Consider the following 12,664-nt stretch of genomic DNA (forward strand, 5'->3'; position numbering starts at 1 on the left):
AAGCCATGAAGCCCACCGATACCGCCGCCCCAGCCGACGGCCTGCCTTCGCCCTGGCATCGCCTGTCCACGCGCATCGTCATCAGCTCCCTGGTGGCGCTCGTGGTGGTGCTGTCCATGGTCAGCTGGACGCTGTGGCTGTCCTGGCAGCTGGAAGGCGCGGGCGCGGCCATCAACGATACGGGCAGCCTGCGCATGCGGGCCAACCGGGTGGCGGTGGAGCTGATGCGGCCGCAGGCCGGGCGCGAGTTCCGCACCAACGAGCAGGTGCAGCTCATGGATGACACCATCGCCCGCCTGGCGCGCGGCAATCCTGCGCGCCCGCTGTTCATTCCCAACGACGAAGCCATCCGCAAGCAATGGCATGACGTGGCCGCCTACTGGTACGACGTCATGAAGCCGGCCGCCACGCGCGCCCTGGCGCAGCCGGATGCCGCCACCTATCTGGAGACCCTGCCGGAATTCGTGGCCCGGGCCGACACGCTGGTGCGCATGATCGAACAGGACAACGCCGGCAAGACCACCTCGCTGCGCCTGTCGCAGGGCGTGCTGGCGGCCATTGCCAGCGCCGGCACGCTGGCGATGATCTATCTGCTGTATCTCTGGATCATCTCGCCGGTGCTGCGCCTGCGCGACGGCCTGCAGCGCATGGCGGCCAGGGAATTCAGCACCCGGCTGCCGGTGGAAAGCCAGGACGAGTTCGGCGTGCTGGCGCGCGGCTACAACCGCATGGCCGATGAATTGCAGGACCTGTACACCGGCCTGGAGCGGCGCGTCGAAGAAAAGACCGCGCAACTGGCCGCGCAGAACCGCGACATCGGCGCGCTTTACGACATGGCTGCCTTCCTGAATCAGCCCAACGAGATCGAAGCGCTGTGCGACGGCTTCCTGCGGCGCGTGATGCTGCAGTTCGACGCCGAGGGCGGCAGCATCCGGGCGCTGGATCCCAACAACGAAAAGCTCAACCTGATGGTGTCGGTGGGCTTGTCCGACGAACTGGTCGAGTCCGAGCATTGCATGCGCGTTAACGACTGCTATTGCGGCGTCGCCACGCGCCAGGCCGGGGTCATCGTCATCCAGGATTTCCGCGAGTCGCCGCCAGCCATGGAACTGAACTGCCAGCGCGACGGCTTTGCCAGCGTGGCCGTGTTCCGCATCGTCACGCGCGACGAGGTGCTGGGCTCGTATTCCTTGCATTTCCGCCAGCAACGCCGCCTGTCGCCCGCAGAATCGCAGCTGCTGGAAACGCTGGGCCAGCATCTGGGCGTGGCCCTGGACAACCGCCGCCTGAGCGCGCAGGCGCGCCAACTGGCGGTGGTGCGCGAACGCGGGCTGGTGGCGCAGGGGCTGCACGACAGCCTGGCGCAGGGCCTGAACTTCCTGAACCTGCAATTGCAGATGCTGGACGCTGCCGTCAAGCGCGGCGACCAGGCGGAGATCGACGAGATCCTGCCGCTCTTGCGTACTGGCGTCGACGAAAGCTACCAGGATGTGCGCGAACTGCTGACCAACTTCCGCACCAAGCTGTCACAGGGCGACCTGCAGGCCGGCATCGAAGACACGGTGGCGCGCTTCCGCCGCCAGACCGGCATCGAGACCGAACTGCGCTTCGGCCGGGGCGAGGGCGCGCCGCTGCCGCCTGACGAGCAGTTGCAGGTGCTCTTCATCCTGCAGGAAGCGCTGTCCAACGTGCGCAAGCACTCGGAAGCCAGCCACGTGCGCATCGACGTCTCCAATGACCGCGACTTCAGCCTGGTCATCGCCGACGATGGCCAGGGCTATGACCCCGCGGAGGTGGCCGAGCGCGGCGAATCGCATGTGGGCCTGCACATCATGCGCGAACGCGCCGCGCGCATGCGCGCCGTGATAAAACTTGAATCGCAGCCCGGCGCCGGCACGCGCGTCGCGCTGACCTTGCCCGGCAGCGAACGCCAGGCCGCTTGAACTTTCCCACCATGCCCATCCGTATCCTCCTCGTCGACGACCACACCCTGTTCCGCTCGGGCGTGCGCCTGCTGCTGCAACGCCAACCCGACTTCGAGGTCGTGGCCGAGGCCGGCGACGGCGTCGAAGGCCTGAAACGCGCCAAGGAACTCAAGCCCGACGTGGTACTGCTGGACCTCAACCTGCCCGGCTTGTCCGGGCTGGAAACGCTGCAGCTGCTGACGCAGGAGTTGCCGTCTTGTGCGGTCATCATCCTGACGGTGTCGGAAGAGGCAGACGAACTGGGGCAGGCGTTGCGCGACGGCGCGCGCGGCTATCTGGTCAAGAACATCGATGCCGAGGCGCTGACCGCCGCGATCCGCCGCGCGGCGGGCGGCGAGCCGGTCATCGCCGAGAGCATGACCGCCAAGCTGGTCGAACAGTTCCGCGGACAGGCCAGCCTGGCCGCGCAAGCGCCGCAGCCGGGGGGCAGCGCCGAGCGCCATCGCCTCACCGCGCGCGAGACCCAGATCGTGCAATGGCTGGCGCGCGGCGCCAGCAACAAGGTCATTGCGCGCGAACTGGACGTCAGCGAAAGCACGGTCAAGATCCACGTGCAGAACGTGTTGAAGAAACTCAATCTCACCAGCCGGGTGCAGGTCGCGGTGTACGCGGTCGAGCACGGCCTGTACACGGAAGAATAGGGCGGCATGCGGCGTTCGGCATAGGCCGTTTGATCTGCGACAAGGCCAGGGGCGTGACGGCCCCATAGACTGGCCGGCATGGAAACTCGAACCTCTCCCCTGGAGCTCGTGGCCCCCGCCGGCAGTCTGGCCGCGCTGAATGCCGCCATCGATGCCGGCGCCGACACCGTCTACCTCGGGCTCAAGAACGCCACCAATGCCCGCAACTTCGCCGGGCTCAATTTCACCGAAAGCGATATCCGTGCGGGCGTGGAACTGGCCCACAGCCGCGGACGACAGGTGCTGTTCGCCATCAATACCTTTGTGCAGGCCGGACGGGCGCCCGAATGGCGCGCCGCCGTCGACGCCGCCTACGGGCTGGGCGCCGATGCGGTCATCATGGCCGATGCGGGGCTGTTGGCCTATGCCAGTGACCGCTATCCGGACTTGCGCCTGCACCTGTCGGTGCAGGGTTCCGCCACCCATACGGACGCCATCGAACTGATGAAGGAACAGTTCGGCATCCGCCGCGTGGTGCTGCCGCGCGTGCTGACGCTGGCGGAGATCGCGCGCATCTGCACCAACGTCAGCGTCGAGGTCGAGGTGTTCGGCTTTGGCAGCCTGTGCGTCATGGCCGAAGGCCGCTGCCTGTTGTCGTCCTACGCCACCGGCGATTCTCCCAATAACAAGGGCGTCTGTTCGCCCGCGCATGCGGTGCGCTGGTCGGAAGAGAACGGCCGCATGGACGCGCGCCTGAACGGCATCCTGATCGACCGTTACGAGCCGGGCGAACCCGCTGCCTATCCCACCTTGTGCAAGGGCCGCTTCGACGTCGACGGCCAGGCCGACCACGCGCTGGAGGAACCCACCAGCCTGAACGCCATCGGCCTGTTGCCGCGCCTGGCGGAAATGGGCGTGTCCGCCATCAAGATAGAAGGGCGGCAGCGCAGCCCGGCCTATGTCACCCAGGTGGTGTCGACCTTGCGCGCCGCGCTGGACAGCGCGCATGCGGACGCTTCCCGCTTTTCGCCCCGTCCCGAATGGAACGCCATGCTGGCGCGCCATTCCGAAGGTTCCCAAGTCACGCAAGGCGCATTCGAACGTCCATGGAAATGAAACCTAGCGCGTACCGGATATCGGTCGCACCGTTGCAGTATTACTGGCCGCGCCAGCACACGCTGGATTTCTACGCGTCGCTGGCCGACAGCCCCGCCGACATCATTTACGTGGGCGAAACCGTCTGTAGCCGCAGGCACGAGCTGCGCGCAGAGGACTGGATGGAGCTGGCGCGCGACCTGCGCGCCGCGGGCAAGGCGGTGGTGCTGTCGGGCCGCACGCTGATCGAGACCGGGGCCGAGGCCAGCGCGCTGAAGAAGCTCTGCGGGCAGGACGACTTCATGGTCGAAGCCGGCGAGCTGGGCGCGGTGCGTCACCTGAACGGCCGCGCCTTCGTGGCGGGGCCCCATGTCAACGCCTATCACGGCGGCACCCTGGAATGGCTGGCCGCACGCGGCGCCGCGCGTTTTGTCGCACCGCTGGAAATGGACAGCAAGACGCTGGCTCTTCTGATGGCGGAAAAGCCCGCCGGTCTGGAGACGGAAGTCATGGTCTGGGGCCGCATGGCGCTGGCGTTCTCCGCACGCTGTTTCACGGCGCGTCATTTCCGTTTGAAGAAGGACGACTGCGGCTTTCGCTGCATCGAACATCCGGACGGACTGGACATGCGTACACGGGAGTCGAGCGATTTCCTGGCGATCAACGGCATCCAGGTGCAGTCCGGAGCCTGCCTGGACCTGCTGTCGCAGGCGCCGGCGCTGGCCGCCCTGGGCGTGGAGGTGCTGCGGGTGAGCCCTCAATCGGCCGGCACGCTGGAAGCGATCGCCGCGCTGGATGCGATGCGGCGCGGCTTGGCGCCGATGGAGGCGCGGCCGCCTGCCGGCATGGCCCGCTGCAACGGCTACTTCCATGGCAGGCCGGGCATCGACCTGCTGGAGGCCGTGGCATGAGCGCGGCGATTCAAGTACCGGGCGTGCTCGCCAGGCTGGGGCGGCGTCTGCCTGCGCCGTTTGTCTCGCTGCACTTCACCGCCGGACTGGAACTGGCGCGGCGGCTGAAATGGCTCACACCGCCGGCCGAACTGGAGGGCCGCAGCTTCGGCATCACGGTCGAGGACCTGGGCCTGCGCAGCAGTTTCGCCGTGCGACAAGGCGCTTTTCGCCCGGTATGGAACGGCGCTGCCGCCGAACTGGAACTGGGCGCGAAGCTGGCCGATCTGCTGGCCCTGATGCGTTCGGAAACGGACGCCGATACCTTGTTCTTCCAACGCCGGCTGCGGATCTCCGGCGATACGGAGCTGGGGCTGATCGTCAAGAACTGGCTGGACGCGGCGCCACGGCCGGCGTGGCTGCAGGGCGCGGCGCGTTGACGGCGCAATGCCCGCCGTCGCTTGCGGGCATTGCTTGAATCCGCAAGGGATCGTGCTATACCGGGCGTCGTTGCCGCGGGGGAGCTTGGCGCTTTCCCGGGCGTGATCGGATGGAGACAGCAATGCGGATCATGGTGGTGGGCGCCAGCAAGGGGCTGGGCAGGGCGTTCGTGGAAGGACTGGGCCAGGATGCCACGCTGATCGTGGGCGTGGCCCGCCGCGCGCCGCCAGACATCACTGTCCCGCCCGGCTGCGAACTGCGCTGGATCGAGGCCGATCTGTCGCAGCCAGTGGCCGCCGTCGAGCAGATCGCGGCGCAGGCCCCGGACGGTCTCGATGCCATCCTCTACAACCTGGGCGTGTGGGAAGAGCACGCATTCAGCGAACACTACGACTTCCTGGCGGACTCGCCCGCGGAGATCGCGCGCATGGTGGACATCAACGTCACCGCGACCATCCTGTTGCTCCAGCGCTTGATCCCGCGCGTCCTCGGTGCGCGCAAACCGCAAGTCATTCTCACTGGTTCGACCTCCGCGTTGGCCGGCAGCGGCCGTCCCGAGGTGACGTTCGGCGCGTCCAAGCACGCGCTGCGGGGTATCGCGGACGCCCTGCGCGAAAGCTTCAGAGCGCGGCGGCTGGCGGTGACCTGCCTGCAATTGGGCTATCTGAACACGCAAGACGGCTTGGACGTGCCGCGCGACGCGGCCAGCCTGCGGGGAGAGGGCGGCCTGATACCCGTGCACGACGTGGTGACGATGACACGCGCGCTGCTGAATCTGTCCGATGCGTCATTTGTGCGGGAAATCGTCATGCCGGCGCTGATGGACGAGCGCTTCTGAAGCGGGTCCACCGCGCCAACGGCGTCATGCCGGCCTCAACTGCGGCCGGGCTTGCCTTCCATGGCGCGGGCCACGCGCGATAGGGCCAGGCTGGCGGCGAAGTACAAGGCGGCCACGGCCAGGTAGACTTCGACGTGGTAGGGCCGCCAATCGGTGCCGGCCACCACCGCCTTTGCTGCGCCCAGCACGTCGAACACGCCGATGATGCTGACCAGCGAAGTGTCCTTGACCGCGCCCACGAATACGCCCAGGGCTGCAGGCGCGGCAATGCGGCGGGCCTGCGGCCAGATCACCGAACCGTAGGCCATGGCCGCAGGCATGCCCAGGGCGCGCGCCGCCATCATCTGGCCGGGCGGTATGGCTTGCAGCGCGCCGCGCAGCACCTCGGCCAGCAGGCAGGCGGTGTGCAGCGTCAGGGCGGCCAGCGCCATGGCGAACTTGGACAGGCCGCCGCCCAGCAGCATGGGTAGCACGAAGGACGCGAACAACAGCTGTGTCACCAGCGGCACGCCGCGGACGGCCTCGATCAGGCCGGCGGCAGCCAGCGAGGCGGCGCGGTTGTGGCTACGGCGCAATAACGCAAGCGCGAAAGCCAGCGGCACGGCCGCCAGCAGGGCGGAGATGGCCAGAACCAATGTGACGAGCAACCCGCCCCAGCGTTGCGGACCGATGGCGGCGCCGCCCCAGGGCCAGCCGGACAGCGCGCTGATGGCCGCGCCCAGCAGGACGGCGAGCAGGGCCGCACGCGTCGCGGGACGGACACGCGGAGCAGTCAACGCCAGCGCAACTCCGGCGAGCAGGGCTGCGCAGGCGGCCAGCGCGGGCGCCCGGTCGGCCTGGGCCATGGTGCCGAAGAACAGCACTGGCAGGTTCTCGCCCACGGCGGCCCAGCATGCGCCCGCCGCGTTCGCGCATGCTGCGGGATCGCCGCGCCACACCGCGTCGAGCAAGGCCCATTCCAGCAGCCGCCATAGGATCAAGCCCAGGACAGCGGCCAACGCGGTCGATAACAGCCCGCCACGCCAACTGCGGCGTTCGCCCGCAGCGTTCCACGAAGGCCGCTCGCCCAGGCGCGCGCCATGCGTGTCGCCGGGGCCGTGGCGGGTATTGCGCGCGTTCCATGCCGACAATCCGCCGCCCAGCGCCAGCGCCAGGCCCAGATAGACCGTAACGGCCAGCGCGATGCCCTCAAGCGCCAGGCCGGTCTGCGTGATGGCGGTGTTGATCACCGCCATCAATTCCTGATAGCCGATGGCAATGGCCAGGGTGCTGTTCTTCACCAGCGCCAGGCACTGGTTGGCATACGGCGGCAGCGCCACGCGGGCGGCATAGGGTGCTATCACCAGCCGCAGCACGCTGCGGGGCTTCAAGCCTAGCGCCTGCCCGGCCTCCACAAGTCCAACCGGCACGGCGCGCACGGCCGCGCGTGCGATGTCGGCGATGTAGGCCGCATGGAACACCACCAAGCCTATCGTCAGCGCCGCGAATTCTATGCTGGGCTGCCAGCCGCCCTGCAGTCCCAGGCCGCGCCTGACCGGCATATCGATGCGCATGGGCGGCAACAGGACCCACGCGAGCAGCGCGCCGGCCAGCGCGGCATACAGCGCAGGATTGCCCCAGCGACGTCGGACCAGGCCGCCCAGCGCCAGCGCGGTCACCGTTACGGCCGCGTAGGGCAGCCAACCGTGCACGGCTGGCAGAGCCAATCCGCGATTGGACAGCAGCATGTGCGGCAACGGCGACCACGCCTGGCGCAGATCGGGCAGGCGCAGCAGCAGCCCGTACCAGACGAAGAGTTGCAGCAGGACCGGCGTATTGCGCAAGGGCGCGATGATGGCGGCGGCGCAACGCGCGGCCAACGGGTTGCGCGACATGCGCAACAAGCCCAGTCCCAGGCCCAGCGCCGTCGCCAGCGGGATTGCCACGGCGGCGACGGTCAAGGTGTTGACCAGGCCGGCCGCTATCGACATCCAGTAGGGATCCTCCGGCGTGATATCGAGCAGGCTTTCGGAAATGCGGAAGCCTGCGGGCTGGAACAGGAATCCGAAGCCGCCTTGGATGCCGCGTGCAGTCTGCACCGATTCGATGTGCCAGAGCAGGACCGCGGCCATGCCGCCCAGCGCGAGCGTCCACGCCAACGCTGGCAGCCAGCGTCGCCACGGGCCGGTGGAGGGAAAACGGAGAGCGGTCGCTGCCATGGTCGAGAAAGAGTCGGGGCCAGGATCACTGGAACGGCGGCGAGTACAGCAGCCCGCCCTGGTTCCATTGCGCGTTCAGCCCCCGCTCCAGCTTCAGCGGCGTCGCGGCGCCCAGATTGCGGTTCCAGACTTCGCCATAGTTGCCCACGGCCTTGATGGCGTTGCGGGCCCAGCCTTCGTCCAGCCCGAAGCTCTTGCCTATGCCGGGGTCCACGCCCAGCAGCCGGCGTACCTGGGCATCGCTGCTTTGCGCCTGGTTGTCGGCGTTCTGCGCGGTGATGCCGAGTTCCTCGGCCGCCACCAGCGCGTTGATGGTCCACCGGACGATGGCAGCCCAGTTGGCGTCGTCTTGCCGCACGAAGGGACCTAGCGGCGATTTGTTGATGCGTTCAGGCAGGATGACGAAGTCGTCCGGCTGACCGGCTCGCGCCGCGCGGCTGGCGGCCAGGGTGGACGCATCCGACAGGTAGACGTCGCAGCGTCCTGCGTAAAAGGCCTGTTCGAGCTCGACCAGATTCTCGATGACGACCGGACGATAGCTCAGCTTGTGCTTCTTGAAGTAGTCGACCAGGTTCTGCTCGTTGACCGTACCGGGCTGCACGCAGACCTGCGCGCCTTCGAGCTCTGTCGCGCTCTTGACACCCAGCTTGCGCGGCACCAGAAAGCCCTGGCCGTCATAGAACACGATGCCGGCGGACGCGATGCCCAAGCCGGCGTCGCGGCTGGAGGTAATCGTGGTGTTGCGGTTCAGCACATCGATCTCGCCCGACTGGAGCGCAGGAAAACGTTGCTGCGAACTCAACGGCACGAAGCGCGTCTTCTCCGGATCGCCGAGCACGGCGGCGGCCAGCGCGCGGCAGAGGTCCGCATCCAGGCCGGTCCAACGGCCTTGCTTGTCGGCAATGGACAAGCCGGCAGATCCCTGGCTCACGCCGCAGACCAGTTCGCCGCGTTTCTTGATGGTCTCGACCGTGCCCGCATGAGCCGCGCCGGCCAGCGCCAGCATCGCCGCCACGCCCGCGATCTTCAGTTGTTGAGTCAAACGCATGCCATTCCTTTGTTTGATGCAGTCCGGAAAGGCAGGAATTCTATGGGTGCTATGACGTTCGGCGAGCGACTATATGGTCATATGGATATAAAAACTAAGCCTTACTCAAATCTGCGTCATATACCTAGAATCGCTGCATACCAAGTTGAAATGACGGAGCGGTGGCGCATGAGCTGGCAGGACGAATTCAGGCAGTTGTTTCCGATCACGCAAGACCAGGCTTACGCCAACATTGCCTACACCAGCCCGCTGGCGCCCAAGGTGGCCGAGGCGGTCGGCGCATTTTTCCAAGGCATAACGCACGCACGCAGCGACAAGCCCCAGTGGCTGCGGGACGCAGATGCGTTGCGCTTGCGGCTGGCCCGCCTGATCGGCGGCGACGCCAAGCGCCTGGCTTTCACCAAGAACACCACCGAAGGGTTGAACACCGTTGCGCAGGGGCTGGCCTGGCAGGAAGGCGACAACCTGGTGGTGGACGATCAGGAGCATCCCACCAATGCCTTGCCCTGGTTGAACCTGCGGCGCCGTGGCGTCCAGGTGCGCGTGGCGCAGGCGAATTCGCATCGCTACACGGTGGATGACCTTTGGCAGCATGTGGATGCGCGCACGCGGCTGATTGCAGTGTCCTGGGTGCAGTACGGCACTGGCCTGCGCACCGATATCGCCGAACTGGGCAGGCGCTGCGCCGAACGCGGCATCTTTCTGGTCGTCGACGGGATTCAGGGCGCGGGGCTGTTGCGCGTCAACGTGGATGAATGGGGCGTGGATGCCTTTGCTTGCGGCGCGCATAAGGGCATGCTTGGACCGCTGGGCGTGGGCCTGCTGCATGTATCGCCCCGGCTGCTCGAAGCCCTGGATCCGCTGTATATCGGACCTTCCGGCGTCAACACGCTGGATAAATCCGGACTGCAATGGCAGGTGGGCATCGCCGATGCTACTGACGCCCGCAGGCTCGAATCGGGCAACCTGAACTATCCGGGCATCGCGGGCTGGGCCGGCGCGCTGGACCTGATCGAAGGCGCGCGGCCCGAACGTATCGAGCCCTGGGTGCTGGAGCTTTCGGAAGCGCTGAGCACCGGCTTGCGCGGAGTGGGCCTGCAGGTCGCGTCACCGGCCGGTCCGGAATTCCGCAGCACGACGACGGCGCTGCGCGTGCCGGATCCCGCGGCCGCGCTGGCGCATCTGACACAATCCGGGATCGTGGCCAGCATAGTGGAGTATGGTTACGTGCGCTTGTCCGTCGGCGCCTATAACAATCATGCGGACGTGGAACGCATACTGCGCGCAGCGCGGACGCTTCCCGTCTGAGAAGAATCATTGATAAGCAACACTTCAGGAGATACTGATGACCGAAGCGAAGAAGCCCCAGTGGCGGCTTGAAACCGTGGCCGTGCATGGCGGCTACCGCCCCGATCCGACCACGCGCGCCGTGGCCGTGCCCATCTACCAGACCGTGGCCTACGCGTTCGACGACACGCAGCACGGCGCCGACCTGTTCGACCTCAAGGTGCCGGGCAATATCTACACCCGCATCATGAACCCGACCACCGACGTGCTGGAGCAGCGCGTGGCGGCCCTGGAGGGCGGCATCGCCGCGCTGGCGCTGGCCTCGGGCCAGGCCGCGGTGACCTACGCCATCCTGACCATTGCCGAGGCGGGCGACAACATCGTGTCGTCCAGCACGCTGTACGGCGGCACCTACAACTTGTTCGCGCACACGTTGCCGCAATACGGCATCACCACGCGTTTCGCGAATCCTTCCGACCTGGCCGCCTTCGAGGCCCAGATCGACGACCGCACCAAGGCCATCTTCGCGGAATCCGTGGGCAATCCGCTGGGCAACATCACCGACATCGCCGCCTTGGCCGACCTGGCGCACCGCCACGGCCTGCCGCTGATCGTCGACAACACCGTGCCGTCGCCGTACCTGCTGCGTCCCATCGAGCACGGCGCCGACATCGTGGTGCAGTCGCTGACCAAGTACCTGGGCGGCCACGGCACCAGCCTGGGCGGCGCCATCATCGACTCGGGCAAGTTCCCGTGGGCCGAGCATAAAGAGCGCTTCAAGCGCCTGAATACGCCGGACGTCAGCTACCACGGCGTGGTCTACACCGAAGCCTTCGGTCCGGCCGCCTACATCGGCCGCGCCCGCGTGGTGCCGCTGCGCAATACCGGCGCGGCGATCTCGCCCTTCAACTCGTTCCAGATCCTGCAAGGCATCGAGACCCTGGCGCTGCGCGTGGACCGCATCGTCGAGAACACCGTCAAGATCGCCAAGTACCTGCGCGAACATCCGAAGGTCGAGTGGGTCAACTACGCCGGCCTGCCGGACCATCCCGACCACGCGCTGGCGCAGAAGTACCTGGGCGGCAAGGCGCCCGGGCTCTTCACCTTCGGCGTGAAGGGCGGCCGCGAGGCCGGCGCGCGCTTCCAGGACGCACTGCAGCTGTTCACCCGCCTGGTCAATATCGGCGACTCCAAGTCGCTGGCCACGCACCCCGCATCCACCACGCACCGCCAGCTCAATCCCGAAGAGCTGCAGAAAGCCGGCGTGCGCGAGGAAACCGTGCGCCTGTCGATCGGCATCGAGCATATCGACGACCTGCTGGCGGATCTGGATCAGGCGCTGGCGCAGGTGTAAGCCATGACGATGCTTCCCCGCAGAACCTTGTTGAAGCTGGCCGCGGGCTTGCCCGCGCTCGCGGCCGCGGGAGCGGCCGGGGCGGCAGCCCCGGCAGCCCCGGCCGCAAAGGCCCGCAACTATGTCCTGGCCCACGGCTCATGGCATGGCGGCTGGTGCTGGCGTCCGGTGGCGGACCGCCTGCTGGCGGCCGGTCACCGCGTGTACGCGCCCAGCTACACCGGCATGGGCGACCGCGCCCATCTGCTGAGCAAGAACATCACCATCGACACCTTTGTCGAGGACCTGGTCCAGGTCATCGAGACCCAGGAACTGAAGGACGTGATCCTGGTGGGCCACAGCTTCGGCGGCATCCCGATCACGGGCGTGGCCGATCGGATTCCGCAGCGGCTGGCGCATCTGGTGTACTTCGACGCCATCGTGCTGCAAAGCGGCCAGAATGCATTCTCGGTCTATCCGAAGGCGGATGCCGACGCGCGCATCGCCGCGGCCTCGAAGGCCACCGATGGACTGGCCGTGCCGATTCCCGATCCGCTGCCGGCGGCCTGGGGATTCACGCCGGGCAGCGCGGACCATGACTGGGTCAAGCGCCGCCTGACCGCCCATCCGCTGGCCAGCTACACCACGCCGCTGAACCTGAAACACCCCATCGGCAATGGCGTGGCCCGCACCTATGTCCATTGCACCCAGCCCGAGCTGGCCGTGCTGGATGAATCGCGCAAGCTGGTGCAGTCCCAAGCGGGCTGGAACTGGGTCGACATCGCCGCGCCGCACGAAGCCCACATCACGCATCCGGCCTTGCTGGCGGATCTGCTGCTGGGCCTGGCCTGAGCCGGCACGGCCAGGATGGGCGGCTGATACGGTCGCCCGGGCATCGCAGTTTGCGGGCATCATGCGGGATTGCGCCG

11 protein-coding genes are annotated in these 12,664 nt (G+C 67.3%); 9 read left to right on the forward strand and 2 right to left on the reverse strand.

Going from position 1 to position 12,664, the window contains the following annotated elements; genetic code table 11:
• Positions 1-5 precede the first annotated feature (5 nt).
• From IB258_RS02060 to IB258_RS02085, 6 genes are all read left to right on the forward strand, one after another.
• Positions 6-1,943 (forward strand): type IV pili methyl-accepting chemotaxis transducer N-terminal domain-containing protein, encoded by a 1,938-nt coding sequence (locus tag IB258_RS02060; RefSeq protein WP_054454726.1) that lies wholly within the window; start codon positions 6-8, stop codon positions 1,941-1,943.
• Positions 1,944-1,954: 11 nt separating this feature from the next.
• Positions 1,955-2,626: a response regulator transcription factor gene (locus IB258_RS02065; RefSeq protein WP_054454724.1), complete on the forward strand. Its 672-nt coding sequence runs from the start codon at positions 1,955-1,957 to the stop codon at positions 2,624-2,626.
• Between the two features lie 78 nt (positions 2,627-2,704).
• Positions 2,705-3,721, forward strand: a complete 1,017-nt coding sequence (locus IB258_RS02070; RefSeq protein WP_192352048.1) for a peptidase U32 family protein — start codon at positions 2,705-2,707, stop codon at positions 3,719-3,721.
• Positions 3,718-4,611: a U32 family peptidase gene (locus tag IB258_RS02075; RefSeq protein ID WP_054454913.1), complete on the forward strand. Its 894-nt coding sequence runs from the start codon at positions 3,718-3,720 to the stop codon at positions 4,609-4,611. The genes IB258_RS02070 and IB258_RS02075 overlap by 4 nt, the downstream gene beginning before the upstream one ends.
• Entirely contained in the window at positions 4,608-5,030 is a 423-nt protein-coding gene (locus tag IB258_RS02080) for an SCP2 domain-containing protein (RefSeq protein WP_054454721.1), read from the forward strand. The genes IB258_RS02075 and IB258_RS02080 overlap by 4 nt, the downstream gene beginning before the upstream one ends.
• A 122-nt stretch (positions 5,031-5,152) precedes the next feature.
• The gene (locus IB258_RS02085; protein ID WP_192352049.1) at positions 5,153-5,869 is read left to right on the forward strand and encodes an SDR family oxidoreductase; all 717 of its coding nucleotides are present in this window, start codon (positions 5,153-5,155) and stop codon (positions 5,867-5,869) included.
• 35 nt (positions 5,870-5,904) lie between these two features.
• Here IB258_RS02085 and IB258_RS02090 read toward each other — a convergent pair whose 3' ends face one another.
• Positions 5,905-8,067 carry an ABC transporter permease subunit gene (locus tag IB258_RS02090; RefSeq protein ID WP_192352050.1) on the reverse strand — a complete coding sequence of 721 codons (2,163 nt, stop codon included), beginning with the start codon at positions 8,065-8,067 and terminating at the stop codon, positions 5,905-5,907.
• Positions 8,068-8,092: 25 nt separating this feature from the next.
• A complete protein-coding gene (locus IB258_RS02095; RefSeq protein ID WP_119451162.1) occupies positions 8,093-9,115 on the reverse strand; it encodes an amino acid ABC transporter substrate-binding protein in 1,023 nt (340 codons plus the stop codon).
• A 168-nt stretch (positions 9,116-9,283) separates the two neighbouring features.
• Between IB258_RS02095 and IB258_RS02100 the strand changes: the two genes are divergently transcribed.
• The 3 genes from IB258_RS02100 to IB258_RS02110 are packed head-to-tail and all read left to right on the forward strand — an operon-like array spanning position 9,284 to position 12,587.
• The gene (locus IB258_RS02100) at positions 9,284-10,423 is read left to right on the forward strand and encodes an aminotransferase class V-fold PLP-dependent enzyme (RefSeq protein WP_175180863.1); all 1,140 of its coding nucleotides are present in this window, start codon (positions 9,284-9,286) and stop codon (positions 10,421-10,423) included.
• A 37-nt stretch (positions 10,424-10,460) separates the two neighbouring features.
• Complete coding sequence (locus IB258_RS02105; RefSeq protein WP_119451164.1) at positions 10,461-11,756, forward strand: O-acetylhomoserine aminocarboxypropyltransferase/cysteine synthase family protein; 1,296 nt, start codon at positions 10,461-10,463, stop codon at positions 11,754-11,756.
• Between the two features lie 3 nt (positions 11,757-11,759).
• Positions 11,760-12,587, forward strand: coding sequence for an alpha/beta fold hydrolase (locus IB258_RS02110; RefSeq protein ID WP_225590241.1), 828 nt, complete (start codon positions 11,760-11,762; stop codon positions 12,585-12,587).
• Positions 12,588-12,664: the final 77 nt, after the last annotated feature.

Origin of the sequence: Achromobacter sp. ACM02, assembly GCF_014851605.1 — a bacterium.
GTDB lineage: Bacteria > Pseudomonadota > Gammaproteobacteria > Burkholderiales > Burkholderiaceae_B > Achromobacter > Achromobacter aegrifaciens.